Raw genomic sequence first — 25,600 nt, forward strand, 5'->3', positions numbered from 1 at the left:
CCACCGGGCACCGCCCCGTCCGCGACTTCGACGTGCCCAGGCCCGGCGGCCGGGCCCCCGCCGGAGGCCGCCGTACGCACGTCGCGCTGCGCGCCACCCTGCTGATCACCACGTGTGTGTTCGCGCTGGGCTCGTGCGGTGTGATGGGGATGGTGGTCGGTGCGTCGTCGGGTTCCGTCACAGCAGGCCTCGACTCCGACGACGCGGCCAAGTACCGCCTCACCGATTTCCCGACACAGCAGGCGGCGACCTTCGCCGAGCAGTATGCGCTGCTGTGCATGACGTACTCCCCGGAGACCGCTTCGACGCGCCGCAGCGACCTCGCTAGGTACGCCTCCGCAGGCGTCGACCAGGACTGCGGCTGGGGCGGCCAGGGGTCGAGCACCGCCCTCTCCGCCACCTGGGACGGGACCACCGAGCAGTTCGCCGAGTTCGGTGCCCACGGCCGCTACCTCGGTGTTCAGGTACGCACGAAGGACGGCAGGCTGACCTCGCTCAGTGTCCCCGTCTACGTGAAGGACCTCGCGACCGGCGACGGCATGCGGGTGGCGGGCGATGTCGGCCAGATGCCGATGCCGCCCCGAGCCGACGTGCCGGCGGTCGACCAGAACGCCGAGGTCGTGGACGACGAACTGTCGCGACAACTGCAGGAGAAGGTGCTGCCGGGCTACTTCGAGGCGTGGGGCGCGTCCGACTCGACCTCGATGGCCCGCTTCATCACCTCCGACGCCACAATCACGGCGACTTCGGGACTGGTCGGCCAATTGACCGACCCCAAGGTCAACGAGGTCGTCGCGCTGGTGCCGGCGAGCGTCCAGGACTCCGACCCCTACGCCTATGCCAACGGGCAGTCCGTGCAGCTCCGGGTGGCCGTCGACTGGACCGACCCGAAGAGCGGGACGACCGTGCTGCGTTCCTACCGCATGACCGTGGTGAACACGGCACAGGGCTGGTTCATCAAGGACATCCGTGGTGGTGTGCGGGATGCGGAGGGTGGCCGGGCCGACTCCGACGCGGAGCCCGCGCCCGAGGCCACCGGCAGTCCCTCGGCGTCCCCGTCGCCCTCCGCGTCGTCCACGGACAAGCAGGCGGACAAGAAGCCGAACAAGTCGTGATTCCCACAGACACCGCACCGCTCATCCCATGACGTTCATCATCCCTCCGAGAGGAAGCACCATGTACCTCGCCGCCGATTCCCAGCTGGACTCGATGTTCGACAGGACCGAGACCCTTCTTACCAACGCGGGCACGATGGTCGCCGTCATCGCCCTGCTCATCCTCGGCATCCGCATGCTCATGTCCATGAAGCGTGGCGACGGCATGCGCGAGGCCTTCCAGGGCTTCGGCATGATCGCGCTGGCCGCACTGATCATCGGCGGCGCGAGCGGGCTCGCCGGCGTGCTCATCGAGATCGGCGGCGAGATCGGCGGCGACAAGAACGGCTGACGGCTCTTCAGGAGGTTTAGGAACGAGGGGATTCAGCCACCATGGCCCACGAAGCGCCACCAGAACCGTTGGTCGCGTACGACCACACCGATCTGGTCAACCGCCCCAAGCGGATCTGGAACTGGGGCAACATCCCGCTGCCCGGCCTACTGCTGCCCGCACTCGGGGCGGCCTTCGGCTTCGGGCTGGTCTGGCTCGTCACGCTGTTCACGCTGTCCGCGTTCCTCCCCTTCCTCGGCATGTCCATCTGGACGTCGGTTCTCTACTTCGGACCGCCGTTCGCCGTCTACTTCGTCTGGGGCCGACCGCTGCCTTCAGCGCTCACGTTGAGTCAGCAGTTGGTGATTTGGACCGACTGGTGGTTCCAGCCGAAGCGGCTGCAGGGACTCGCCGCCGACCGGGAACCGGAAGAACTGCGTTGGCAGGTCATCCTCTGGGCCCCCGGTTCACCGCGCTGGCAAGCGCGTTACGACGCCGCACGCCGGACCGCCGCCGCACGCGGCACGGCCTTCTCCGCGCCCCGTTGAGCCACCGGCCGCTCGTCGTCTCACCACACGGCCGTCCCGGCAGCCCACCGCACCAGCATTGACCCACCGCCAACCGACCTCGATTCACCGCAGGTGACTTCTCCATGTTCATGATGATCCTTCTGGGCGGGGCGGCCGCCTTCTTCGTGGTCGCCATGATCATGGCCGCCTCGTCGGGCAAGAAGCAGGGCCAGGGCGGCGGCAGAAGCTCCTCCGCCTCCCGCTCCAAGTCCTCCGGCTCGTCGGCTTCCGCCCGCCGCGAGGACCTCCGGCTCCCCTACCGCTACGCCGACGACATGATCTTCGTCCACGGCGACTCGGTGTGGACAGGCCTCGTCCTGCCCACCGCCATCGACGAGTACCTGAACGCCGCAGAACTGCAGGCGATGGCCGAGGGCCCGCCCCGGGGTCTGCTCAGCCTCGCCCGCGGCGACCGCAACGTCGAGTGCCACTACCGCAAGGTGTACCAGCCGATCACCGCTCTGACCTGGGCGGAGGACCTCAACGCGGTCGCCTGGGACCCGACCGACAACTACAAGGCGTACAACCTGCGCAAGGCCGAATACCAGGAACGCATCGGCGCCAAGCGGGAACGCAACATCCTGCTGGTGAAGCTGGGTTCGGTGAAGCGCACCAGCGGCGGTACGGGTGTGCTGTCCCAGGACGACGAGCCCCATGACGACCCCGGACTGCTCAAGGGAGTGAGCGGTGTCGCCGACCAGGTCACCGCAGCCGCGACGGGTGTCGCGGACGAGTACCTGTCGCCGTCCGTGGTCGCGGAGTGGACGCAGGTCGCCATCGAGGTGCATGAGAGCCTGGAGAACCTCGGGGGCACCCCCCTCACCCGCGAGGAACTCGTCTGGCTGATCCGCAAGCCCCTCCACGGCGACCTGCCCGTCCCGCCCGAGCCGGTGCTCGGCTCCCGCGCGTGGGGCCCCAACGCCTTCGACCTCGTCGTCGACTTCTCCGGCGAGAACCGCAAGACACACATCGTCCTGAACCAGTACGACGAGGTCACCGGCGAGCAGCAGACCAGCTACACCACCACCCTGGTCGCCGCCAACTGGCCCGCGGAGACCCGCTTCCGCCAGTCGACGGCATGGGCACGCTACGCGGCCCAGCACGTGGACTTCCCCGTCGAGATCGACATGCGGTTCACGCTCATCCCGTACCTGAAGTTCAAGGACCGGGCCGACAAGATCCGCGGCAACCTCGTCGACGAGATGAACGACATGGCGAACTCCGGGCGCAGCCCGGACACCAAGCTGGCCCACCAGGTCACCCGCGCCCAGGAGCTCGTCGACGACATCGAGGAGCACAAGATGCCGGGGATGGAGGCGCAGATCCGCTTCACGATCTCGGCTCCGAGCGTGAAGGAACTGGAGCGCCGCCGCCGGGTCCTGGAGATGCAGTTCAAGCAGGACCTGAAGGTCACTCTGCTGCGCCCGACCCGCCAGCAGTGGCGTCTGCTCCAGTCACAACTGCCGGGTGACGCTCCCAAGCTGCCGATCGCTCCCTACATCCGTCTCCAGGAGGTCGAGCAGCTCGGCGCCGGACTGCCCACCGCCGGAACGGAGTTGGGAGACAACCCCGAGCAGCGCTCCGGCAAGCGCCTCGGCTGGGTCGGCAACCTGGTCGGCTGGGCGGGCAAGATGCCGGTCCACTACTCGCTGCACGTGGGCCCGGCCCGCAACGACGGCGGTGGCCTCGCCATCGTCGGCGCCTCGGGTGGTGGCAAGTCCTCCCTGGCCCTGCAGAAGTTCTACGAGGAGTCGGAGTCAGGCGTCCGCTGCCTGGTCATCGACCCGAAGACCGACTTCGCCCAGCTCTGCTACTACCTCGCCTTCGGCTCCCAGGTGAACGACCCGGAGTTCGCGAGCGATGCGGAGACGGGCCTCCTCGGCACTCCACAGAGCAAGTTCCAGCCGGTGAGCCCGGAGTTCTGGGCGGAGACGGAGGTCGTCGACCTCCTCAAGGGCCAGGCAGGCGTACTGGACCCCTGGGTCATCGCCCGTGACGTCCCGGCCGGCCGACTGCTCGCCGAGTCGATGCTGCGCGGCTTCCTCGGAGACGAGGACTACCAGCGGGTACGCCTCCCCGTCATCGAGGGGATGGCCACGGTCATCGGCCGCTACAACTCCGCGATCCGCCAGGCGGTCGACCAGGGCCTGACGGCCCGCGACGCCGACGCGCAGGTGCCGCGTCCGACGCTGTGGCAGGTCGTCGACGAGGTCGTGGCGGCGTACGAGCACGCCGTCGCGACGGGCGACCGGGAGGCCACGAAGGACCTGAAGCTCGCGCAGATGCTCCTCACCGAACTGCGCACGCTCCCCTACGCCCGGCTCGCCTTCTCCGAGCAGCCACAGCCGCTCTCGGCGATGCGCAAGCGCCGTACGGTCATCACCCTGCGCGGCTTCCAGTCCCCCGCCGCCTCCGACCCGCGCAGCTGGAACCCTGCGGAGCGCCTCGCGGCGACGGCCCTGATGGCGGTCGTGGAGCTGGGCAGCCAGATGCTCGATGTCGGTTACGAGAAGAACCCGGTGACGGGCGAGATCGGTCTGCGCCCCAAGGCACTGTTCGTGGACGAGGCGTACGTCGTCACGGCCACGGAGTCGGGCCGCGACCTGATGCGCCGCGCCCTGAAGCAGGGCCGCTCGTACATGGCCGTGACCGTCCTGATCACCCAGCAGGCCATCGACCTCGTCCAGATCGAGGACTCGGAGGCCCGCAGCGGTGGCGCCAACCAGATCCACACGGTCTTCGCCTTCAAGCAGAAGTCCGCGCAGGAGGCGTCCCTGGTGGCCCCGCTCCTCGGCCGCCCCGAGGACGACCCGAAGGTCGTCGCCGCGCTCCAGGAACTCCGCACCGGTGTCTGCCTCCAGCGCGACGCCGACAAGCGCGTCGGCACGGTCGCCGTCGACCTGGTCTTCAAGGAGATCCTCGCGGCCACGGACACCAACGGCACGACCCGCCCGGCCCGTCAGGGCATCAACCCGCCGCTGAGTGTGTGGGACTGGACGTTCTTGCAGGAGATGGAGGAGGACCAGGCGGCGACGCGGTCCTCCGCTCTGGAGACGGCCGCCGTCAGCTGACGTCGCCCCGCAGACCCCGCAGACCCCGCAGAGAAGTAGGACACGAACATGCGACGCAGTCGAGCAGTCACCGTCGGAGTCACCTTCGTGGTCATGGCCGCGCTGACCGGATGCGGAGGCGACGACGGTGACGTCAGCTCCGCATCGGGACCGCCTGAAGCGTCGAGCATCGCCGAGGCGGCGTCGTACGTGGAGAAGTACGTCACCTGTCAGGGACTGGTGACGGGTGACGAGTACGCGAAGTCGCATGGGGGGCCGCAGAAATCGCAGCCCACGGGCCGGTCATGGGGGGAGGATGAGGCCACGGACGCGTCCTGGAGCATCAAGGAGCGCGCCATCTGCTTCGACGATCGAGGAGCCGAAATCACCCTGACCCTCATCTCCGACATGAAGAAATTCCAGACCACCGCCGCAGAGTTGACGAAGGCGGGCGGCTATCTGACCGTGGACGGCTCGATGCTGGTAGGGGAGAACTTCGCGGTTGTCGCCCGTGGCAGAACCTTCGACGCCCTCCAGGGCTCCGACCTTAAGCAGCTGGCTTGCGGTGCGGACGCCTCGACCGCCAGCGGTGACGGACAGAAGCCTGCGCTCGTCGAAGGCTGCGTGCTGCGGGACGAGTCCTACAACAGCTGAGCCAGACATCCGAGCACGCCTCCCTTCCCCGCGTTCCCGAAGGAATACAGATGCACCCGCGCAGCGCGCTGAGCTCTCGCATACGGAAGACCGGCGCGGCCGTCCGCGCCGGCCTCTTCCTGGTGCTGGCGTTGATCGCCCTCACCCTGGCCGCGCCGACTTCGGCGTACGCGGATTTCGCCTGCAGTTTCACCGGCGACGACAGCTACCACCAGGACTCGCCCGGCAGCAACGGCGAGGCCATCATCGCGATGGTCAAGCAGTGGGAGACCGACGGAGCCACGAGTCTGAGCGACCGTGAGGGATGGGTCACCGGGCCCGTCGCGATCAAGCCTGAGGACGCCTACAGGTACACACTGTACGAACTGAACGGCATGCGGGGCTTGAACTGGTCCATGACATTCAAGGGGAGGGAGGACGCCTCCCAGCCGAACGGAACGTGGGGCAGTGGCGCGGACTCCTGCCAGGTCATGGCCGCGGTCAACAACAGCGTGGCGGACCTCGTCTTCAACGTCACCAAGCTCGTCACCCGCCTCTCGATCTCCGTCAAGGAGATGGCCTCCAACCCGAGCCCGTTCGAAGGCCTGTACTCGGGACGGGACGACGCGGTGGAGACGCTGCGCGCGAATGTGCTCGTACCCGCCGTCCCGGTCATGATCATGCTTGTCGGCTTCTGGGTGTTCTCCAAGTGGCGGAAGGGAGACATGCGTGAGGTGTGGGCTGGTGTCTCCTGGACCGCCCTGAGCACCATCGCGGTCATCGCGTTCCTGGGGGGCAACAACTACCACGAACTCGTCAAGTGGTCCGACGACTGGATCGGCAGGGCCAACTCGGCACTCACTTCCGCGGTGCTCTCGGGTGTATCGGGCGAACCGCAGTCTCCTTGCGACATCCCAACCGGTAAGAGCCCGTTCGACGACGATGAAATGACCCAGGAGGAAGAGAACGAAGCGCAGGAAAAGGCCGGCCGACTGGGCTTGAGGCTCTCAAGCTGCGCCATGTACGACACGCTCGCCTTCCGGCCATGGGCGATGGGGCAGTTCGGTGGCGCAGGAAAGCAGTGCATCTTCAGAGAAAAGGGCGGCGGGGTGGACAAGGAAACTGGGATATGCCGGTCCAACGGCCCCGTCCCCGACGCGCTCTACAAGTGCTATTGGGGCAAGCCTTCACAGGTCCGCTGCGCCGATCTCCGGGTTCGCCAGGCTGTCGCCCAGTCCTGGACCAATGTCGACACCCAGCGACAAGATTCCGAAAAGAACAACAAGTTCGAGAACGAGTGGCAGAAAATCCGCATCGACATCTCGGGCGGCGTGGACATCGCAGAGGAGGACGTCAAGGACGGGAACATCTACCCGGTCGCCTTCGCCGACTGGGCCGGCAAGAACGCCACCGACCGCGTCGGCATAGCCTTCTACTCCCTCGTCGCGGCCCTCATCGTCGGTGTGATGGTCCTCATCCTGAGCGCACTCACCCTGCTGTGGCACGCGGTTACGCTGATCCTGGTCATTTTGCTGCCTCTCGTCGCCGCGCTCGGTATTCACCCCTCCCAGCAGAAGCTGCTGAAGGGCTGGCTGGAGACGTTCGTCCACGCCTTTGTCCTGCGGGCGGGATTCGGCGTAATCCTGACCATTCTGCTCGTCCTGTACCAGATGATCCTGCCGGCCAACATCGCCCTCGCCACCCAGCTGCTCATGCTGATCCTGGTCACTGTCGCGGTCGTGATGATGCTGAAGAAACTCCTCGCCGGGAACTTCAGTCCCGAGATCGCGGGCGGCGGCGGTGACGCGCTGGGCATCCGGGACACGGGGAATCTCATCGGCGACAGGGTGGTCGGCAAGGGGGAGGCAGCCATGGTGAACACGGCCAAGGCAAGTGGCCGCGTCGTGAGCAAGACCGCCAAGGGCAGCGTGAAGGTAGCGGGCAAGACCTCCAAGAGCGGGCTCAAGGGCACAGCCTGGACGATCGACAGATTCGCCAACAAGGGCCGGGGTCGTGCCGCCCTGCAGAAACGGGGCTGGCTCGGCCAGTCGAAGCGCGAGCAACAGCAGACCGCCTACTGGACGGCAAAGAATGCAGCCGGCCAGCCGAACAGTGCCGGACAATCGCAGCCGCAACCGCGGCTACAGGAACCGGAAGGCCAGTCGCCCGATACCCCCAAGCGCAGTGGACGTGTCAGTGGTGCCGGCAGCCAGCAGACACCACAGAACCCTCCGACACAGCAGCCGGAACCCCAGCCGACCGCGACTCGTCCCCGCACCCAGGCGCCGGAGCCGTCGCCCGCCCCCCGTCCAGCCACGCCCCCGGCACCGGCACCGGCACCGGCACCGCGAGATCCCCGCACCCCCGATGGTCGCGTCTAGCAAGCCGCCGCCCCCACCCCGAGGAGCCGCCCCATGCCCGCCCTGACCGCCGACCGCACCCCCGACCAACTGGTCACGGAGCTCCAGCGGTTCTTCGGTGTGGACTGGCCCACGGTGTGGGCGGGCGTCCCCGAGGACGAGGCCAAGCGCGCCCACTGGTGCGCGGGCTTCGGCTGGCGCCCGTTGTGGTTCGAGGCGGGGCTGCGGGTGCGTACGGCGCTGGGGGGACGCCTACATCTGGCCTCGGCCGCGCCGGGGCAGCCGGTAACCCGGATCGAGCACACGGTATGGGCGGCCCGGGCCCGCGACACGGAGGAGAACCCGCGGGTCGTCGAAACCGCGGAGGCCCGCTGGACGGCCAGTCTCGACGCGCTACGGGGCCTCATGGGCGCCCCGTACTGGAACGGTACGTGGGACACCCCCGGCTTCCCGGAACTCCCCGGCCGCGGCCCCTGGTACAGCCCTGAATGGCGCCTGGCCAACCGGGATCCGCGTCGGGCCGCGGTGTGGTGGTTCAGCACTCCGGGAGCCCCTGTGATCGAGCTCAAGATGACCCTCGGGACGAGTTCCCCGGCCGAGCCGACACCGGCCGATGCGAGGATCACACTCAGCTGTCACGCTCCGCAGGGCTGGGGAATCGCCGGACCGGCTTGACAGCACCGATGTACGAGAAGACAGACGCAGGAGCACACATGCCGACATTCCGGATCGACGAACCACCCCAGCGCCTGGCCGAGGAACTGGCCGGCCTTGAGCACGTGGATTGGCCCGCGATCTGGGCCGGTCCCCCCTACCCGGGCCCTGCCCTGAACGACTGGTGTGCATTGTTCGGCTGGAAGCCCCTGCCCCAGGACCGCGTCCTCGCCGTGCGCACCGCGACGGGCGGTCGGCTGAGCCTGACGCCAGTGGTCGAGGGGGGTTGGAGCCCGGTCCAATCTCTGCGCTGGACAACCTGGCATATCAGGGCCGGTAACTCCAGCGAGAACGATCAGGTGCTGGAGATTGCCGCGGATGCCTGGCCCAGGTACGAAGCCGCCGCCCGAGGGGTTCTTGGTACACCGGAATTCTCCGGAGCCTGGGACTCCCCTGCATTTCCCGAACCACGAGGAACAGACCACTGGCTTCCCCCACGTGAAATGCGCCTGAGCGACCGCGACCCGTATCGACTCGCCGTCTGGAGGGGAGCGGGCAGCGAAGATCCGGTCATCGCGCTCCAGGTGCTCAGCGGCGGAGTCAGCTCCCGTGGAGTGGGGCTGCGGGCAGTCATGATCAGCGTGGTGTGCTACCCGCAGGAGACCGAGTGAGCGCAGAAACCCTCGTCCAGACACCTGTTCAACGCGCTCTCACCCTCCAGATCCAAGCAGGCGCTCCTCTTCCGAAAGGGAAAGCCAAGCGCATCGCAGACGAGATAATCGAGTCGGCCGCAGCAGCCGACAAGACCGTCGAAGAATACCTCGTCGACTACGCTAAAGGGCTTGATGTAAAGGCTCTTCGCGAGGGCATGAAGTCTGCTTTTTGGTCCTACGGAATTCCCCACCCGAACCTTCCATCGGACAAAGTTCTTAGCAGCCAGCATCTCGCTGCCATCTGGTCCGACATGGAGAACGACAATGAGGCCGACAGCGCCCGCTACCTGGAGGGCACACCAGGCGGAAAGGATCTGGGCGAACTCCACCTGTGGAACCCCCAGGTGCAAACGGCCCTCGGTTTCCTGGAGGACGATGGCGACGTCGCAGCCCGCAAGGCCTGGGGCGCCCTGTCGGAGAACTACGCCAAGGCCACCGACGGCGAGGCCATCGTCTTCGCCGGCGAGCTCGCACCCTGGAGCGTCGCCTACGAGACCGAACTGCCTCAACTTCGCAGGACGATCGGCGCCGAGAACATCCACTTCATGTACGACCTCTCAGAGCAGACCCTGGAAGGTCTTCCGCCCGAGAGCCAGCAACTCCTGTCCGAAGGACGGGTCCGCTCACACGTGCATTTCTTCGCACCCAACGCCGAGAACCCGCCGCCCGAGAAGTACTGGGAGTCCGGATACCTGGACTTGGACCACGTCAAATCGTTGCCTACCCCTGAAGCCCAGCGTGCCGCCATTCTGGAAGTGTGCGAGCGGGTGGCGCTGTTGGACCGGCAGCAGGTCGAGGCCGAAACGCAGGCAGAGCAGAATCAGGACCTGAGTGCGGATCAGGAAGTCACCGCCACCGGCATCGAGGAGCAACAGCCGTCGGCGACCTCCGTCCCCGAGCAGACCCCACCGGCGCCGGCCGCTGAATCCGACCCCCGCGTCTTCGCCAGCACCCACGGCGCCTTCATGCCCGGTGTGGAGGTCAACGCCAAGGTGGGTCCTTTGCCCATCCAGCCGCTTGAGGCCTCGGCGCAGGCCTCCGGTGCCGACTTCATGCCCGGAGTCACCCTCAAGCCCGCCCCGGCTCCTGTCACCCCGACCCCCGTCGCTCCGGCCCCCGCCCAAGCCCCTACCGCCCCCGAGCAGGCACAAGACACCGGCATGGGAGTGTGACCGGTCCATGAGCCGCACCCCCGGCACCCGCGCCGGCAGCAAGGGCAGCACCAACAGCGCCCCGACCCCGTCCCGCCTACGTCGCCTCCTCCGCCAGGACAAAACCGATCCCTGGGCCGTCCGCCTCCTTCCCCGCATCGTCTTCGGCCTGGCGGCCGCCTACACCCTGTTCGCGATCGCCTCCCAGAGCGGATCGTCCTTCGTGATGGTCTGCGTCGTGCTGCTCCTCGGCGGAGCTGTCTGGCTGCTCCGCCGCCGCACCCAACTCCTCCTCGCCCTCGCCTCGACGATCCTCGCCGCCGCCTTCACCGGTTACTTCTCGGCGGCGGGCGACACGGCACGCATGAACACGAGCGCGGCCGTCACCGGAACCGCCGCCTTCGGTTACTGGGCGGTGGCCGGAATGGCGTTGCTGGGCGCCTGGATGGTGAAGGAGCACCCGGGCCGACGCGGTGTCACGGTCGTGCTCGCCGATGTGATCCTGGTCATCGGGTCGATCGTCGGCATGTTCGTCCCGGAGGCGGGCGTGCCCATCGGTTTCGTGGGCGTGCTCGGAGTGCTCGCCGTACGCGGCGCATCCGCGAAGGCCTTGACGGCCCGGGGCAGAAAGGCCTTGCAGGTCATGGGGCGGTCGCGTCGGCGTGACGCCCGTGAAACGGCGGACAGTTGAGGCTCTTGTGAATGCTTCGTCGCGTCACTGTTCGTTTCTGGCCAGTACTTTGCACATGCGTTGCATGAGTTCGACAACTTGTTCTAGAGTCCCCCGCGATCACAGATCACCACGGGGGCTATTACTCATGCGTATGGCGAGCCATACGACGCTGGCCAGGCTGCCCGCGCGACCCGCCCGCAAGGCGGTCGCACGGGAGGCACACATACCCGACGCGGCTCTGCCCTGTCGGCGTCGGCCGGACGTCTTCCAACACCCGCTGCTGGACAACTCGGAGCGCCCGTACGGCCTCCACGACCCGGACGGCACGGCGACGGCGACGGCGACGGCGACGGCGACGGCGACACCCAGCGTCCCACCCGACCAGCGCCGCCAGCACCTCGTCCTCCTCCGCACCGCCCGCGACCTGTGCGCATCCTGCCCGCTCTGGGCGGAATGTCTCCAGGACGCCGTCGCGTACGCGGAGCCCTACGGCTACACGGCGGCCACCACCCGGGAGGACCGGCGCGCGCTGCGCCGCGCGCTCGGCATCGGCGACGAGAACGGCGACCTGCCGGCCCATGCCGCGGTCCCCTTCGACTCCGGCTCCGTCCCCCGGCGGCTGACCCGTCTCAGGTCCCGCGCGGACGACTCCGCGGCACACCCCGGAACCCGTCGCCCGCCCGCGCCGGACCTTCCCGAACTGGAGCGGATCCTTGACGCGTTCGACTTGCTGCAAGGCCAACTGGCCCATGATCAAGCCCTGTTGAGGGAACGTCCTCAGCGCGCCGCTTTGACATCGCTGTTGCATTCGCACACCAGCCCACAGCCAACACACAGACAGCCGCCCGCACCGGGCGCGCCGTCGCACGCGCCCGGACCGGCGGACGACAGGAGCGAGGAACCCATGGCAGCGGCCGAGGCCGGGCAACGGATCACCTTCTCGTACGAGGATCCCGCCCTGGCCGTACGGCAGGCCGTGCTCGGCCCGCTGGTGCGCTCCGCCCTGCCCGCGCTCACCAGCCTCGAACAACTCCTCGCCCTGCTGACGTGCCTCCCCGGCGGCACCGACCCGGCCCTCGACGCCCCACGCGACCTCCGGGCCGTACGAGAGGCCGTCGAGTCCCTGATCCCGGACGGCACCGGCGCACCCGAGGACGCCGAAGGCGCACCCCTTCCTCCCGGGCGCCCCCTCACCGGCTCCGTCTCCGTCGAACTCGCCACCACCGACCCGGTGGCCGCGCTCCGCCGCGACTTCCTGGAACCGCTGCTGCGTGAACTGGCCGCCACCCTCGCGAACATAGAGAAGGTCGCGACGATGCTGGCGGCCACCTCGGACGACGCCGACGACAGCGACGACGCCCATCTGGAGACCATCCGCACGGCCCTGCGCGAGATGCACGACCGCCTCCCGCGGTCGGTCGCGCTCACGCCCCACCCGGCGACCCACTCCGCACACCCCACGCACGCCGGACACCCGGCCACGGGGACAGGAGCGGGACATGGTGGCCGCCGTACGCCTTCCGCCCCCAGCATCCGCGCCGCCGTCGAGAAGGCCGTGGCCACTTTCCCCGGCGCCTTCTCCGCCCGCGACGTGCTGCGCGCGCTCCCCGCGGGCGTCTACGCCGACCCGTCGAAGACCATCAGCAACGTCCTGTCCGCACTGGTCAAGTCGGGCCGCCTGCAACGCCTCTCACGCGGCACGTACGCTCGCGTCCTGGACGTCGTCGACGACACGCTCCTCCCCGAACGGGGAGAGGCGAAGAGCGCCTGAGCCGGAAGGGACACCCGCCCCCGATGACCGAACCGATCCCGAGCCAGGGTCCGCCCCCGCCCGCCGCGAACCCCGGCGCCTCGGACGCCCAGGTCCACGTCTTCTCCCCCAACGCGGGCCTCATCGACGGCGTCCCCGTCACCGCCCCGCCCTACGGCGACATCCAGGACGTCGTCCTGTCGATCCTCCAGCAACGCGCCCAGCAGCTCGGCGCCCCCACCCCGGCCACCATCACGGACAACCGTTACGGCGGCGCCATCCGCCTGCTGATCCATCCGGACGGGACCACGGAACAGCTGGACTGAGAGCTGGGAGCCGGGAGCCGGGACCTGATGGCGGCTTCGCCCCCGCCGCGGCCGAGCCGATCACGTTCATCACAGTGCCGGCAGCGGTGGCCAGTTCGGCGTTCCTGGCCACCGCCCGCTTCACGGCCCTGCGGCCGAACAGCCCTCCGCCGTCACTCCCTGTCCGCGGTCATGATGCCGACGCATTCTTCGAGTGCCCCATACAACGCCGGTACGAAGGCGGCGAGTTCGGCGTCCGACGCCCTCCCCGCCTCCAGTACGGCACCCACGACCGTCACCAGGACTGCGGCGGCCTTCAGCGCGTGCGTGTCGGCGAGCGCGTCGAGGAGACCGCCGGGGCGCGTGTCGGCGAAGGACTCCCGGCCGGTCCCCGGGTCCACGCCGAGACTACGAAGACGCGGCACGCTCATACGGCCGCCTCCCACGGGTAGTGGTCCTGGCCCGGGGTCGCCAGGACGGCCGCCCGGCGGCGCGCCCGCTGAAGGCGCCTGCGATCGAGCTCGTCCCGCTCACGCTCCCATACGACGACGTACGGCCGGACCAGCGGCAACCCATCGGCCCTGATGACGTCACCCAGGAACGGACACGGGGGTACGGGCCGGTACGCGGGCACGGGCGGACGGGAGGGGGCGGCGGAGGGCGACACGACAGCGCGGTGCGCTCCCCGGGCAGGCAGGAAAAGGCTCAGGATCGCGGCCAGTAGGCTGCGCATAGGTCGACTCCTTTTCAGTCGGCTCAGCCCCGGCACGGAAGCTCTCACCCTTCCCGCCGGGGCGTTTCTTTGAGCCTCATGGTAGCGCCTTGTATCGATTCGTCGCGAGACGTATCCCAAAGAGCGCCTATCAGTCCACTTGCCTAGCGTCGACTCCATGAACCCTGACGCTGAGATCGACCACGGCGCGCCACTGACCCCGTACCGGCAGCTGGCCGAGATCCTCCGCGCGCAGATTCAGCGCGGTGACTGGCAGCCCGGACGGATGCTGCCGAGTGAAGCCCAGCTCGTGCAGCGCTACGGGATCGCTCGGACGACCGTGCGGAGAGGGCTTGGCCTGCTGGCCGACGAAGGATGGGTGTACGCCGTGCTCCAACGGGGGTGGTTCGTCACCGATCCCCTGCCGCTCTCCCCTGAGACGCCTGCATCCCCCGCGTAGCGAACAGTGCGGCGGGGTCACTCCCTGAGGTCGGTACTGCCGGGCGGGGTGTTGTGCTTGTCGATGTTGGCCAGGACCGCGCGGGCGTCTCTGACGTTCATCTCCAAGATGTCGCGGTCGAAGTTGCCGGGGTCACGCCGGTATCGGGCCTTGCCCACCTCCGACACAAAGGCACTGGCTGGGATGGAATCCTGGCCCGGCGGAAGAAATTTGAGCATCTCCTCGTACGCGGCGACGACATAGGCCATCGCCCCCCGAAGCCTGTGGTGCTCGGACCCGGGGGTGTTGAGGAGCTGAATTCCAGTGGATTCGGCGAGCCGACCCGCGACCGCCTCGAACTCCCCTGGGTCGATGATCTGCGACGGCTCCGCACCACCGAACGCCGGCGGGGGCGGGGGAATCTCTTCAATCATGCGGAACTCGAAACGGCGGGTTCGTCCGCACTGCCCACAAGCACCCTCGTACACCGCGACCAGGTCGTCACCGTGGAGTTCCAGTCGGTGTTGGCGGTCGAATTCGCCCGACCCGCACTCACAGCGATGCAGGTCCATGTACAGATGTGCTTCGGCCGATGAGCGCGCTGTCAACATGGCATGATCCTAAGGTCTGTTCAGCGCATTCGTCGGCGCGGATACGGGGGGAACATCACGTGGAGACGACGGTCACCGACGCGCGGTTGCGAGCCCAGCAGGCGGCGCTGATCGCGACGGTGAAACGTGAGCTGCACACGGTGACCTCCGTCGTACTCGGGGAGCGATTCAGGTCGATCGACGAGAAAGTGGCGGAGGACGGAAGAGAGTACTTCACCCTGGAGGACACCCAGGGCGGCTCGGCCGACCTCTGGCTGGACGCCATCCCCATGGTCTCGGGAATGGTCGCCAACACCATGACGAACACGACGACGGATCAGTACGTCGTGCAGATTTCCGACCGTCTCCCCAGCGAATTCCTGACCCGTGTCCTCGCCCACGAGGTGGGCGAACTCATCGCCGCGCGCGACCGGTCGAGCCAAGGTCTGGCACCGGTACGCGAGAACCTCTTGCACCAAGAGGCCGACATCGGCGGCCGGCACGATTTGTCGAGCCGAGACCACGGACGCATCGCCGAGCTGAACTGGCTTGCCGCCCAGGCCTCTGACACGGAACTTTCCAGCCCACAACGCGCCGAGGCTCGTGCCGGTCTCTCGGCACTGCTGGATCAGTGCGGTCTACGACCGACAGCGGCCATAGCTGAGCAGGAGGTACATGCGACTGAGCTTGAGGCAGCTGAAACACGGCGCGTTCTCTCCAAGGATTTCCTCTCCTCCCGAGCCAAACGCCTGATCGCCACCCTCGCCCGCCCCATAGAACACCTCGACCCCACCGACGCCACCGCCCTCCAAGCCTCCCGCGACGCCGCCCTGCGAGCCGAGCGCCAGGTCGAAGCCTTCATCGGCCGGCGCGAGGTCACCATGCCCATGCCCGGCTACGACCAGAACGGGCTGCCCCTCCCCCGCGACCAGTTGGCGACGGCGGCCACCCAATGGGCGGAGTACCGCGCCCAGATCAGCACACGCACCGAGCAGGCGATCGAAGGCCAGCTCGCGCAGGGCGAGTTCCCGTCCCGCCGTGTGGTGATCGGCGGCGGCGCGAGCCTGACCGGACGGGACACGGACGCGTTGCTGATCGACGGGGCGGGCCGGTGGCACCTGGACCCCGGCCGGGGCATCGTGCAGTCGGCGGACCAGGACCGGGACCTCGCCCAGTGGATGGGAGTCGATCCGCACTCCACGGTCGAGCGGCCCGGGGACCGCCTGCCCATCGAGGCCGTACGGATCTGGGAGGACCAACTCGCCACCCGGGGAGACCTGGTGAACGGCCACGCCCGCCTACGGCTCGGCCGGAACGGCGAACTCCTCGCCGAGATCCAGAGGCCGCAACGGACGACCGGGGACGGCAAGGAGGCCCCGCCCCCACTGTGGGTGGCTTGCGTCGGCATCCCGAGCATCGCCACCGGTCTGCCCCCCGAGGTCGTGCCCGGCATGCCACGCGGGGACCACCCCGTGGAGAGCCGCAGCGAGGCCGTACGGCTGATCGGTGACCGGCTGCGGGAGTTGGCGGAGGAGGGTCTGGAGACGGCGGGCGAGCTGCGGGCCTGGCTGACCCGGGCCGAGCGGGGCGGCACGGACGCCCGTACCGTGCTCGACGTCCTGAAGTCGTCACCGCTGATGGACGCCCTCACCGCCGGCGCCGGCCCCGACAAGGCCCGCATCGGCAACTGCTTCGGCGCCCTCGACTCGACAGCGAAATGGGAGACGGCACGGGAGGAGGCACCAGGCCGCGTGCTGCTCGGCGACGAGGTCGCCGAGAACCGCTTCGACGCGCACCGGGCCGAACACTGGGTCGTCGCGGGCTCCGGCGGCACCGGAGTCGCCAACGCGGAGATCATCCTCATGCAGAACCCGAACGCCCGCGTCACGATCATCGGCTCGCCGCCGCCGCCGGCGTTGCGACACCAGGTCCAGTTCCCGGCGATGGAGAAGGCTTACGGCCCGAAGGGTGACGGGCGCCTGACCTTCACCAGGGGGCGGGTGGGAGCCATCGAGACCTACCGGGACGAGAAGAGCGGCGAGACCCGCTTCCAGATCCCCTACGAGGAGGGGGAGGGCGAGAACAGACAGCGGAAGGTGCTCCGGACCGACGGCTATGTCGCCAACCTCGGCCGCACCAACCCCCTCCCGCCCGCCCTCCAGGTCCTCGCGAACGAGGTGCGTGACCGGGGCGGGGAGATCTCCGGGGCGCTCCAGTTCGACAAGGACGACCAGTACATCGGCTACGGCCTCACCTTCACCGTCGACGGCAAGGAACACCGGGTCGACGTGGACGGCGCGGCCTCCTGGCAGTTGCCGCGCGAGATCTTCGCCCCGGAGACCGGCCTCCAGCAGCAGTTGAACGACATGGGCCTTCGAGGTCTGCCCTCCGAGACCGGCAACGCCGCCCCCGGCTTCGCCCCCGTCGCCCGCCAGAGCGCCCTGCGCGCCCGGGCCGTCGCCGCAGCCGAGGCGGGCGACAGGAACGCCGTGTGCCGCCAGTCGACGGTCCCGAAACGCTGGCAACGCCCGGCCCCGGAGACGGAGGCGAAGACGGAACCCCCGAGCCAGGGCCCCGGAACCACCGCCCCGCTCCAGGAGAAGACGCCGCTTCCGGAACACGCCCCACCTCCGGCCAAGGCCAGCGAGGCAGAGCGGGATGCGACACCACCCGTCACGCCCAAGCCCGCGCCCGCACCCCCACTCGCACCCGCACCCGCACCCGGCAATGGGGTACCCGGTTCGCACCTGTGGCAGTTGGGCGTGCCCCAGTACCGCCCAGGCCGGCCGCCCGGCCCCACCCAGCAGCCACAGCAACCGCCGCCGGGCCACCAACGGCCAGAGCCGGGGCTCGACATGGGCGGCTGACGGCCCGCGCGGGCCTTCGTCCTGCCGGCCGACGAAGGCTGGGTAAACGCCGTACCTCAGCAGGGGTGGTTCGTCACCGACTCACTGCCACCTTTCCCCGAGACCTCCGCGCCCTCCACGTAGCCGGGTCCTCCAGCGCGTGAAGGCTGCGCCGGCTGGATGCGCCCCTCGACGGCACCAAGAGCCGAAACCATCCGATCTCCCCTGCCCGGGTGATAGGAAGTTCGGCAAGCAATGCACGCTCGGCGGTTCTCGGTGAGGTCTGGGGTGTCCCAGCTCATGGCGGCACGGGGACGACTGTCGACGGAGGAGCAAGGGGCACCGATGACCACGGAACTGTCGGAACTCGGGCAGTTGGCTCTGGAGGCCGCCCGGCTTGGCTGTGACGTCATCACGAACGCGCAGTTGGAGGGAGGCTTCGCCGTCCGCACCAAGTCCTCGCACCGCGACCTGGTCACCGATGTGGACACGGCGGCGGAGCGCGCCGTGACCGACTTCTTGCACCGGCACCGGCCACACGACGCCATCCTGGGCGAGGAGGGTGGGCAGCGGGAGGGCATCGGGAACGTCCGCTGGATCATCGACCCCATTGACGGCACCGCCAACTTCGCCCACGGACGCGCCGACTTCGCCGTGGCCGTCGCTGCCGAGGTGAACGGCACTCCCTCGGCCGCCGCGATCATCCGGCCCGCCACGGGGCGGTGGATCGCCTGCGACGAGACCGGGACGATCGTGTCCAGTCACGGGACACCGTCCGTGTCCCCCACGAAGGAACTGAGCGCCGCCCTGGTCTCGGTAAGCGTGTCCATCAGCGAGGAACGCCGACCTCTGACGCTGTCCACTCTTGTCCGACTCCTACCCGAGGTGCAGGACTTCCGGCGCACGGGGTCCACCTCGTGTGACCTCTTCGACGTCGCGACCGGGGGGTTGGACGCCTACATCGGCATCGGCACCAAGCTTTGGGATGTGGCCGCGGGTTGGGCTGTGGTCCATGCTGCGGGCGGGCAGTGCCTGGAGTTCCCCGTTGCGGGCGGACAGACCGCCTACGTTCTGGGCACGCCCGGAGTCGCCGAACGCGTGGCAGCACTCGTTGAGGAACACGCCGCTGTCTTCGCCGCCACGCAGAACCGCACGAGGTAACGGAGACGGGCCGACAATGTGGTGGCCACCAAGGCAGCGTCCTCCCGTTCACGCTGGAGCAGAGCCGTGCCTACCTGACCCTCCACACGAGCCTGCGGGCCCGAATGGCGCACGAATGGGAACCGCGGCTCCAACGGGCGCTCGACATCGCCGCGCCTCTTCCTCATCCCGAGGTGGATGCGGGCCTGCCCTCGGAGACCGGCAACGCAGCCCCCGGCTTCGCCCCGATCGCCCGCCAGAGCGCCCTGCTCGCCCGGGCCGTGGCGACGGCCGAGGCGAGCGACAAGAACGCCGTACGTCGCCTGTCGACCGTCCCGGAACGCTGGCGACGCCCGGCCCCGGAAACAGGGACAGAGACGGAGACGGAACCGCCGAGCCGAGGCCCCGGAACCACCGCCCCGCTCCAGGAGAAGCCGCCGCTTCCGGAACACGCCCCGCCTCGGGCCGAGGCCGCCGAGGCAGAGCGGGATACGACGCCACCCGCCGCACCCGCACCCGCACCCGACAAAGGCGTACCGGGTTCGCACCTGTGGCAGTTGGGCGTGCCCCAGAGCCGTACAAGCCGACCGCCCGGCCCCACCCAGCCACAGCAACCGCCGCCGAGCCACCAGCTACCGGACCCGGGGCTCGGCATGGGCGACTGACGGCCCGCGCGCCTCGGACCCGCTTCAGCCCCGCTTCGGCCCCGTGACCGCCTCACCGATGACGAAGCCCTTGGCGGGCCCTTCGGGGATGACGACCTCGGTGCCGTAGGGAAGCCGCCGGATGTCCCCCCAGTCGGCCGCATCCTGGCGTGGTCCGGTGAAAAGCGTGACGGCACCCTGACCGTCATAGTCATCGATGACGACGTAGATCGGAATACTGGCGCGGGCGTACTCGCGCCGCTTCTTCACCCGGTCGCGGTCCTGGTTCCGCTTCCCCGGGGAGACGACTTCGACGATGAGGTGCACAGAGTCGGCAACGACTCCCATGTCCTCCTCATCACGGCATGATTCGGTGTCTTCAAGAGCTACGAAGGCATCTGGAACCCATGCCCTGCGGTGGTGAATCACGTTCACGTCCTGGTGGCAGGCGTACTCGCCGCCGTCCAGAAACCTGTCCAGAGCGCGTCGCTCACGATTTGTGATCAAGCCGTGCGAACGGCGGGCGGTCGGCTACAACTCGATGGCTCCCTCAATGATCTCAGCGCGGTAGCCCTCGGGCGGATCCATGGCCTTCCATACCTGCCACAAGGCCTCGTCCAGGCTGGGTCCATTCGCGAATTCAGTCCCGGCCTCGGACATGATCTCGGGCCTCTCGTGTGCAAGAGCGGTCAAGGTGGCACCTCCTCCTCAAGTGTGGGCTTGACGTACTCGGGGCACAAGCAACGCCGTCACGCTAGGCGGCCATGTGGGCTCACCTGCGGAAACGTTCACAGATCACTCGAACTGGTGACGCAGAAACGACTCACCCACCGAGCCGCAGCCCGAACCACACCCCGTTCGCGAACCGCCCCGCCCGCCCGTCCGCGACGCCCCGCCCGCCCGTCCGCGACCCCCCACCCGTCCGTCATCTCATCCACCAGGGCCGGCCCGCGCCCCCAGCAGGCGGCACCCCCGTTCGCCGGCCGCACACGACTGGGTCACCGCCCTGTACGCCGACGGCACCGAATCGGCAGCCGACGGCGACTGGGCGGTCCTGAAGCCTTGAGCCACCCCGAGCGCCCTGAGCATGTGGAAGGGGCCCGGAGGTTCACATGAACCTCCGGGCCCCTTCCACATGTTTGACGTACCGTCAGTCCGACGGTTGCCGCCCCTTCGGCCGCCACACCACCAACGCGCTGCTCTGCTGCATCTCCTGATACGGCACCAGGTCGCGCCGGTAGGAGGCGTGGACCGCCGCCTCGCGCTGGCGCATGGTCGCGGCGGCGCCGTCGAGGGCCGCCTCCATCTCGGCGACCCTCGACTGGAGGGCCGCGACCTGGTTCTCCAGCTCGATGATGCGCTTGATGCCGGCCAGGTTGATGCCCTCGTCCTGCGACAACTGCTGGACGGTGCGGAGCAGTTCGATGTCGCGGGCCGAGTAGCGACGGCCGCGCCCGGCGGTGCGGTCCGGGGAGACCAGGCCGAGACGGTCGTACTGGCGCAGGGTCTGCGGGTGCAGACCGGAGAGCTGGGCGGCCACCGAGATGACGTACACCGGTGTCTCTTCCGTCAGCTCATAGGGGTTTCGACGGCGGCCGTCCATCACATTCAAGCTCCCTTCGCGGCCTGGAACAGCTCCGCTCGCGGGTCCTCGCCCGCGGTCGCCTCGCGATACGCCTCCAGCGCGTCACGAGCCTTCCCCGACAGGTCCTGCGGAACACTCACCTCGACCGTGATCAGCAGGTCCCCGCGGGTACCGTCCTTGCGGAAGGCACCCTTGCCCCGGGCCCGCATCGTACGGCCGTTGGGGGTGCCCGGAGGCAGTTTCAGGGTGACCGGCGGTCCGCCCAGGGTCGGGACCCGGACTTCGCCGCCGAGTGCCGCCTCGGAGAACGTCACCGGCACGGTCACCGTGAGGTTGTCCTCCTTGCGGCCGAACACCGGGTGCGAGTCGACGTGCACGGCGACGTACAGGTCGCCTGCCGGTCCGCCCCGTTCACCGGGTGCGCCCTTGCCGCGCAGTCTGATCCGCTGGCCGTCGGAGACGCCCGCCGGGATCCTGACCTGCATGGTGCGGGACGACTTGGCGCGGCCCGAACCCTTGCAGACGTCGCAGGGGTCCTCGGCGATCAGGCCCCGGCCCTTGCAGTCCGGGCAGGGGTCGGTCAGGGAGAAACCGCCACCGGAACCCCGCGCGACCTGGCCGGTGCCGACGCACGTCGGGCACACGCGGGGTGTGCCGTTGGCGTCGCCGGTACCCGAACAGGGCTTGCAGGGTGACTGCGAGGACATCCGCAGCGGTACGGTCGCGCCCTCGATGGCCTCGGTGAAGCTCAGCGTGACCTCGGACTCGATGTCCTGGCCGCGCCGGGGCTGCACCCGCGTGGTGCCTGAGCTGCCGCGGTTGAACAGGCCCCCGAAGACATCGCCGATGCCCCCGCCGAAGCCGCCCGCCTGCCCGCCGCCGCCCTGGGCGCCGCCTCCGAAGAGGTCGCCCAGGTCGAAGTTGAACGAGCCGCCGCCGGCGCCGGGCCCCGGGCGGAAGCCGCCGTTGCCGAAGAGGGCGCGGGCCTCGTCGTACTCCTTGCGCTTCTTGGGGTCACCGAGGATGTCGTTCGCCTCGGAGATCTCCTTGAAGCGCTCCTCGGCCTTGGTGTTCCCCTTGTTGGCGTCCGGGTGGAACTCGCGGGCGAGCTTGCGGTACGCCTTCTTGATCTCGGCCTCGGTGGCGTCCTTGGGGACGCCGAGGACCTTGTAGTAGTCCTTCTCGATGAAGTCCTTGGTACTCATCCGCGACGTCCCTCCTTCCACTCACCGTGCACGTCGGCGCGCACGTCACCGCGCACGCCACCGTGTACGCCGTCGGCGTCAGCCCTCGTCCGGGCCACCGCTCTCCTTGTCGTCGGCACCTGAGGCACCTTCCGCGGTCTCCGCGGAGTCCGCCTTGGCGGGCTGCGCCCCCGGCTGGGGCTCGGCCACGGCCACCCGCGCGGGGCGGATGGTGCGCTCGCCGATGCGATACCCCGGCTGGAGAATCGCCACGCACGTCGTCTCGGTGACGTCGGGCGCGTAACTGTGCATCAGGGCCTCGTGGATCGTCGGGTCGAAGGGCTCGCCCTCCTTGCCGAACTGCTGCAGGCCCATCTTCGCCGCGACGGTCTCCAGCGACTCGGCGACGGACTTGAAGCCGCCGACGAGCTCACTGTGCTCCCGCGCGCGGCCGATGTCGTCGAGTACGGGCAGGAGTTCGGTCAGGAGGTTCGCGATGGCGATCTCCTTGACCGTGATCCGGTCGCGCTCGACCCGGCGGCGGTAGTTCTGGTACTCGGCCTGGAGCCGCTGGAGGTCCGTCGTGCGCTCACCGAGCGCCGTACGCACCTGGTCCAGCTGTGCCGTCAGACCGGCCACCTGGGCCGTCGCTGCCGCGTCCCCGGCCGGGGCCGCCCCCTCCTGGGGGGCGGCCTTCGGCTCGGCGTCGTCAGAGCCGGAGGGGACGTCGGGCTGCTGCGGCTGACCTTGCGGCTGCTGCTCGTCGAAGCCCGGGGTCTCCTCCGTCACGCGGCACCGTCCTTGCGCTCACGGTCCTCGTCGACGATCTCGGCGTCGACGACGTCGTCGTCGGCCTTGGCGTCGCCGGCAGCGCCGGCCTCGCCGCCCGTGGCCTGCGCGGCCTGGGCGTCGGCGTACAGGGCCTGGCCGAGCTTCTGCGAGACGGCGGCGACCTTCTCGGTGGCCGTACGGATCTCGGCGGTGTCCTCGCCCTTGAGCGCGGCCTTGAGCTCCTCGACGGAGGCCTCGACCTCGGTCTTGATGTCGCCCGGGACCTTGTCCTCGTTGTCCTTGAGGAACTTCTCGGTCTGGTAGACGAGCTGCTCGCCCTGGTTGCGGCTCTCGGCGGCCTCGCGGCGGGCGTGGTCCTCCTCCGCGTACTTCTCGGCCTCCTGGCGCATCCGGTCGACCTCGTCCTTCGGCAGCGAGGAGCCGCCGGTGACGGTCATCTTCTGCTCCTTGCCCGTGCCCAGGTCCTTCGCGGTCACGTGCATGATGCCGTTGGCGTCGATGTCGAAGGCGACCTCGATCTGCGGAACACCGCGCGGGGCGGGCGGCAGACCGGTCAGCTCGAACATCCCGAGCTTCTTGTTGTACGCCGCGATCTCGCGCTCGCCCTGGTAGACCTGGATCTGCACGGACGGCTGGTTGTCCTCGGCGGTGGTGAAGATCTCGGACCGCTTGGTCGGGATCGTCGTGTTCCGCTCGATGAGCTTGGTCATGATGCCGCCCTTGGTCTCGATACCGAGGGACAGCGGGGTCACGTCGAGGAGCAGGACGTCCTTGACCTCACCCTTGAGGACACCGGCCTGGAGGGCGGCGCCGATGGCGACGACCTCGTCCGGGTTCACACCCTTGTTGGCCTCGTTGCCACCGGTCAGCTCCTTGACCAGCTCGGCGACGGCGGGCATACGGGTGGAGCCGCCGACGAGAACGACGTGGTCGATCTCGGAGAGGGCGATGCCGGCGTCCTTGATGACGTTGTGGAACGGCGTCTTGCAGCGCTCCAGCAGGTCGGCCGTCAGCTGCTGGAACTGAGCCCGGGTGAGCTTCTCGTCCAGGTGCAGCGGTCCCTCGGCGGAGGCGGTGATGTAGGGCAGGTTGATCGAGGTCTCCGTGGAGGAGGACAGCTCGATCTTCGCCTTCTCGGCGGCCTCACGCAGACGCTGCAGCGCCATCTTGTCCTTGGCGAGGTCCACGCCGTGGCCGGCGCGGAACTGCTGCACCAGGTAGTCGACGACGCGCTGGTCCCAGTCGTCACCACCGAGGTGGTTGTCACCGTTGGTGGCCTTCACCTCGACGACGCCGTCACCGATCTCCAGGAGCGACACGTCGAAGGTGCCGCCACCGAGGTCGAAGACGAGGATCGTCTGGTCGTCCTTGTCGAGGCCGTAGGCGAGGGCGGCGGCGGTCGGCTCGTTGACGATGCGCAGGACGTTCAGACCCGCGATCTCACCGGCCTCCTTCGTCGCCTGCCGCTCGGAGTCGTTGAAGTAGGCCGGGACGGTGATGACCGCGTCCGCGACCTTCTCGCCCAGGTAGGCCTCGGCGTCGCGCTTCAGCTTCTGCAGGATGAAGGCGCTCATCTGCTGCGGGTTGAAGTGCTTCCCGTCGAGCTCGATCTTCCAGTCCGTGCCCATGTGACGCTTGACGGACCGGATCGTCCGGTCCACGTTCGTGACCGCCTGGCGCTTGGCGACCTCGCCGACGAGCACCTCGCCGTTCTTGGCGAAGGCGACGACGGACGGCGTGGTCCTGGCGCCCTCTGCGTTGGTGATGACGGTGGGCTCGCCGCCTTCAAGAACGCTGACGACGGAGTTAGTCGTGCCCAGGTCGATGCCGACCGCACGTGCCATTTCAATTCCTCCAGCAATGACTTGAGTGGAACAGACTCAAGTGTGCATGACGCCCAGCGATGGGTCAACAGAGCTGAGTCGAGGAGACTCAACTCTTATGTTTTCCTTATACGCAACTAGGGCCTGACCTGGGCATATAAGAGCACAGTGGCGGACGCCAACCCTGCGCGGGGGTCATCTTCCGAGCGGGCAGACGACCAGGACGGCGATCGAACCGATCGCGCGGACGGCTGAGGCGGTGATCGATCCGAAGGTGCAGACGACCGAGGCGGTGATCGACCCGACGCACCGCCGGCCGAGACGACGGCCGATCCGACCGCCGCGCTCAGCCAGTACCCACGCACGCGGACCCCGCACCCGCCCCCGCCATCCCGCCGGGGACCCAGTCACCCCGGCCCTGCCGCGGACCCCAGCCACCCCCACCGTCCTGCCCCTACCCCTGTGCCGCTATCCCACCCATCCCCTCCGCCCCAGCTCCGCCGCCTCCTGCCGGCGGATGCGCTGCGGCCGGGACAGGGGGCCGGGGGCGCAGCCCCCAGGG

General features: G+C 68.8%; 24 protein-coding genes. 16 read left to right on the plus strand and 8 right to left on the minus strand.

The features are described 5' to 3' along the window. From AWZ10_RS31705 to AWZ10_RS31760, 12 genes are all read left to right on the plus strand, one after another. Window positions 1-1,115, plus strand: a 1,115-nt coding sequence (locus tag AWZ10_RS31705) for a conjugal transfer protein (RefSeq protein WP_244172608.1), incomplete at its 5' end; no start/stop codon positions are given. Window positions 1,116-1,143: 28 nt separating this feature from the next. Continuing rightward, window positions 1,144-1,446: a TrbC/VirB2 family protein gene (locus AWZ10_RS31710; protein WP_107417530.1), complete on the plus strand. Its 303-nt coding sequence runs from the start codon at window positions 1,144-1,146 to the stop codon at window positions 1,444-1,446. 41 nt (window positions 1,447-1,487) lie between these two features. Next, the gene (locus tag AWZ10_RS31715) at window positions 1,488-1,973 is read left to right on the plus strand and encodes a hypothetical protein (protein ID WP_046704794.1); all 486 of its coding nucleotides are present in this window, start codon (window positions 1,488-1,490) and stop codon (window positions 1,971-1,973) included. Window positions 1,974-2,077: 104 nt separating this feature from the next. Next, complete coding sequence (locus AWZ10_RS31720) at window positions 2,078-5,065, plus strand: ATP-binding protein (protein WP_060892682.1); 2,988 nt, start codon at window positions 2,078-2,080, stop codon at window positions 5,063-5,065. 93 nt (window positions 5,066-5,158) lie between these two features. Then, complete coding sequence (locus tag AWZ10_RS31725) at window positions 5,159-5,698, plus strand: hypothetical protein (protein WP_159058418.1); 540 nt, start codon at window positions 5,159-5,161, stop codon at window positions 5,696-5,698. A gap of 50 nt (window positions 5,699-5,748) precedes the next feature. Further along, a complete protein-coding gene (locus AWZ10_RS31730; protein ID WP_060892684.1) occupies window positions 5,749-8,058 on the plus strand; it encodes a hypothetical protein in 2,310 nt (769 codons plus the stop codon). Window positions 8,059-8,091: 33 nt separating this feature from the next. Then, window positions 8,092-8,712, plus strand: a complete 621-nt coding sequence (locus AWZ10_RS31735; RefSeq protein ID WP_060892685.1) for a hypothetical protein — start codon at window positions 8,092-8,094, stop codon at window positions 8,710-8,712. 38 nt (window positions 8,713-8,750) lie between these two features. Next, a complete protein-coding gene (locus AWZ10_RS31740) occupies window positions 8,751-9,362 on the plus strand; it encodes a hypothetical protein (RefSeq protein ID WP_060892686.1) in 612 nt (203 codons plus the stop codon). Next, the gene (locus tag AWZ10_RS31745; RefSeq protein WP_060892687.1) at window positions 9,359-10,576 is read left to right on the plus strand and encodes a hypothetical protein; all 1,218 of its coding nucleotides are present in this window, start codon (window positions 9,359-9,361) and stop codon (window positions 10,574-10,576) included. The genes AWZ10_RS31740 and AWZ10_RS31745 overlap by 4 nt, the downstream gene beginning before the upstream one ends. Before the next feature lie 7 nt (window positions 10,577-10,583). Continuing rightward, window positions 10,584-11,246, plus strand: a complete 663-nt coding sequence (locus tag AWZ10_RS31750; RefSeq protein WP_060892688.1) for a hypothetical protein — start codon at window positions 10,584-10,586, stop codon at window positions 11,244-11,246. Between the two features lie 133 nt (window positions 11,247-11,379). Beyond that, entirely contained in the window at window positions 11,380-12,999 is a 1,620-nt protein-coding gene (locus AWZ10_RS31755; RefSeq protein WP_060892689.1) for a WhiB family transcriptional regulator, read from the plus strand. A gap of 23 nt (window positions 13,000-13,022) precedes the next feature. Beyond that, a complete protein-coding gene (locus AWZ10_RS31760) occupies window positions 13,023-13,304 on the plus strand; it encodes a hypothetical protein (RefSeq protein WP_046709249.1) in 282 nt (93 codons plus the stop codon). Between the two features lie 152 nt (window positions 13,305-13,456). Here the strand turns inward: AWZ10_RS31760 and AWZ10_RS31765 are convergent, their stop codons facing one another. Together AWZ10_RS31765 and AWZ10_RS31770 are read right to left on the minus strand one after the other, a co-directional pair. Further along, window positions 13,457-13,714: a hypothetical protein gene (locus AWZ10_RS31765; RefSeq protein WP_060892690.1), complete on the minus strand. Its 258-nt coding sequence runs from the start codon at window positions 13,712-13,714 to the stop codon at window positions 13,457-13,459. Further along, window positions 13,711-14,016: a hypothetical protein gene (locus AWZ10_RS31770; RefSeq protein WP_060892691.1), complete on the minus strand. Its 306-nt coding sequence runs from the start codon at window positions 14,014-14,016 to the stop codon at window positions 13,711-13,713. The genes AWZ10_RS31765 and AWZ10_RS31770 overlap by 4 nt, the downstream gene beginning before the upstream one ends. 157 nt (window positions 14,017-14,173) lie before the next feature. Between AWZ10_RS31770 and AWZ10_RS31775 the strand changes: the two genes are divergently transcribed. Continuing rightward, window positions 14,174-14,455, plus strand: a complete 282-nt coding sequence (locus AWZ10_RS31775) for a GntR family transcriptional regulator (RefSeq protein WP_060892692.1) — start codon at window positions 14,174-14,176, stop codon at window positions 14,453-14,455. A 17-nt stretch (window positions 14,456-14,472) separates the two neighbouring features. On the opposite strand, the gene AWZ10_RS31780 is transcribed toward AWZ10_RS31775, so the two are convergent. Beyond that, window positions 14,473-15,045 (minus strand): hypothetical protein, encoded by a 573-nt coding sequence (locus AWZ10_RS31780; RefSeq protein WP_046709695.1) that lies wholly within the window; start codon window positions 15,043-15,045, stop codon window positions 14,473-14,475. 59 nt (window positions 15,046-15,104) lie between these two features. Here AWZ10_RS31780 and AWZ10_RS31785 point away from each other — a divergent pair, with 59 nt between their 5' ends. From AWZ10_RS31785 to AWZ10_RS51710, 3 genes are all read left to right on the plus strand, one after another. Next, a complete protein-coding gene (locus tag AWZ10_RS31785; protein WP_060892693.1) occupies window positions 15,105-17,891 on the plus strand; it encodes a hypothetical protein in 2,787 nt (928 codons plus the stop codon). Window positions 17,892-18,215: 324 nt separating this feature from the next. Beyond that, window positions 18,216-19,031, plus strand: a complete 816-nt coding sequence (locus AWZ10_RS31790; protein ID WP_060892694.1) for an inositol monophosphatase family protein — start codon at window positions 18,216-18,218, stop codon at window positions 19,029-19,031. 104 nt (window positions 19,032-19,135) lie between these two features. Beyond that, window positions 19,136-19,675 carry a hypothetical protein gene (locus AWZ10_RS51710; protein ID WP_159058419.1) on the plus strand — a complete coding sequence of 180 codons (540 nt, stop codon included), beginning with the start codon at window positions 19,136-19,138 and terminating at the stop codon, window positions 19,673-19,675. Window positions 19,676-19,699: 24 nt separating this feature from the next. On the opposite strand, the gene AWZ10_RS31795 is transcribed toward AWZ10_RS51710, so the two are convergent. From AWZ10_RS31795 to dnaK, 5 genes are all read right to left on the minus strand, one after another. After that, window positions 19,700-20,161 carry a Uma2 family endonuclease gene (locus AWZ10_RS31795; RefSeq protein ID WP_319113588.1) on the minus strand — a complete coding sequence of 154 codons (462 nt, stop codon included), beginning with the start codon at window positions 20,159-20,161 and terminating at the stop codon, window positions 19,700-19,702. A gap of 643 nt (window positions 20,162-20,804) precedes the next feature. Further along, the gene (locus AWZ10_RS31800) at window positions 20,805-21,257 is read right to left on the minus strand and encodes a heat shock protein transcriptional repressor HspR (RefSeq protein WP_046709565.1); all 453 of its coding nucleotides are present in this window, start codon (window positions 21,255-21,257) and stop codon (window positions 20,805-20,807) included. A gap of 5 nt (window positions 21,258-21,262) precedes the next feature. Then, a complete protein-coding gene (dnaJ, locus tag AWZ10_RS31805) occupies window positions 21,263-22,444 on the minus strand; it encodes a molecular chaperone DnaJ (RefSeq protein WP_046709564.1) in 1,182 nt (393 codons plus the stop codon). Window positions 22,445-22,522: 78 nt separating this feature from the next. After that, entirely contained in the window at window positions 22,523-23,212 is a 690-nt protein-coding gene (grpE, locus tag AWZ10_RS31810; protein ID WP_046709563.1) for a nucleotide exchange factor GrpE, read from the minus strand. After that, the gene (gene dnaK, locus AWZ10_RS31815) at window positions 23,209-25,059 is read right to left on the minus strand and encodes a molecular chaperone DnaK (RefSeq protein ID WP_037702846.1); all 1,851 of its coding nucleotides are present in this window, start codon (window positions 25,057-25,059) and stop codon (window positions 23,209-23,211) included. Before dnaK ends, grpE begins: the two co-directional genes overlap by 4 nt. Window positions 25,060-25,600 lie beyond the last annotated feature (541 nt).

The organism is Streptomyces europaeiscabiei (genome assembly GCF_001550375.1).
In the GTDB taxonomy this organism is placed as follows: Bacteria; Actinomycetota; Actinomycetes; order Streptomycetales; family Streptomycetaceae; genus Streptomyces; species Streptomyces europaeiscabiei.

What these genes read in the sequence shown, in the direction of transcription:
- AWZ10_RS31775 (WP_060892692.1), top strand. Translation starts at nt 14,174, where the DNA reads ATGAACCCTGACGCTGAGATCGACCACGGCGCGCCACTGACCCCGTAC.
- AWZ10_RS31710 (WP_107417530.1), top strand. Translation starts at nt 1,144, where the DNA reads ATGACGTTCATCATCCCTCCGAGAGGAAGCACCATGTACCTCGCCGCC.
- dnaJ (WP_046709564.1), bottom strand. Translation starts at nt 22,444, where the DNA reads ATGAGTACCAAGGACTTCATCGAGAAGGACTACTACAAGGTCCTCGGC.
- AWZ10_RS31750 (WP_060892688.1), top strand. Translation starts at nt 10,584, where the DNA reads ATGAGCCGCACCCCCGGCACCCGCGCCGGCAGCAAGGGCAGCACCAAC.
- AWZ10_RS31730 (WP_060892684.1), top strand. Translation starts at nt 5,749, where the DNA reads ATGCACCCGCGCAGCGCGCTGAGCTCTCGCATACGGAAGACCGGCGCG.
- AWZ10_RS31780 (WP_046709695.1), bottom strand. Translation starts at nt 15,045, where the DNA reads ATGTTGACAGCGCGCTCATCGGCCGAAGCACATCTGTACATGGACCTG.
- AWZ10_RS51710 (WP_159058419.1), top strand. Translation starts at nt 19,136, where the DNA reads ATGGCGCACGAATGGGAACCGCGGCTCCAACGGGCGCTCGACATCGCC.
- AWZ10_RS31770 (WP_060892691.1), bottom strand. Translation starts at nt 14,016, where the DNA reads ATGCGCAGCCTACTGGCCGCGATCCTGAGCCTTTTCCTGCCTGCCCGG.
- AWZ10_RS31735 (WP_060892685.1), top strand. Translation starts at nt 8,092, where the DNA reads ATGCCCGCCCTGACCGCCGACCGCACCCCCGACCAACTGGTCACGGAG.
- dnaK (WP_037702846.1), bottom strand. Translation starts at nt 25,059, where the DNA reads ATGGCACGTGCGGTCGGCATCGACCTGGGCACGACTAACTCCGTCGTC.
- AWZ10_RS31720 (WP_060892682.1), top strand. Translation starts at nt 2,078, where the DNA reads ATGTTCATGATGATCCTTCTGGGCGGGGCGGCCGCCTTCTTCGTGGTC.
- AWZ10_RS31790 (WP_060892694.1), top strand. Translation starts at nt 18,216, where the DNA reads ATGACCACGGAACTGTCGGAACTCGGGCAGTTGGCTCTGGAGGCCGCC.
- AWZ10_RS31755 (WP_060892689.1), top strand. Translation starts at nt 11,380, where the DNA reads ATGGCGAGCCATACGACGCTGGCCAGGCTGCCCGCGCGACCCGCCCGC.
- AWZ10_RS31760 (WP_046709249.1), top strand. Translation starts at nt 13,023, where the DNA reads ATGACCGAACCGATCCCGAGCCAGGGTCCGCCCCCGCCCGCCGCGAAC.
- AWZ10_RS31715 (WP_046704794.1), top strand. Translation starts at nt 1,488, where the DNA reads ATGGCCCACGAAGCGCCACCAGAACCGTTGGTCGCGTACGACCACACC.
- AWZ10_RS31725 (WP_159058418.1), top strand. Translation starts at nt 5,159, where the DNA reads ATGGCCGCGCTGACCGGATGCGGAGGCGACGACGGTGACGTCAGCTCC.
- AWZ10_RS31800 (WP_046709565.1), bottom strand. Translation starts at nt 21,257, where the DNA reads ATGGACGGCCGCCGTCGAAACCCCTATGAGCTGACGGAAGAGACACCG.
- AWZ10_RS31740 (WP_060892686.1), top strand. Translation starts at nt 8,751, where the DNA reads ATGCCGACATTCCGGATCGACGAACCACCCCAGCGCCTGGCCGAGGAA.
- AWZ10_RS31765 (WP_060892690.1), bottom strand. Translation starts at nt 13,714, where the DNA reads ATGAGCGTGCCGCGTCTTCGTAGTCTCGGCGTGGACCCGGGGACCGGC.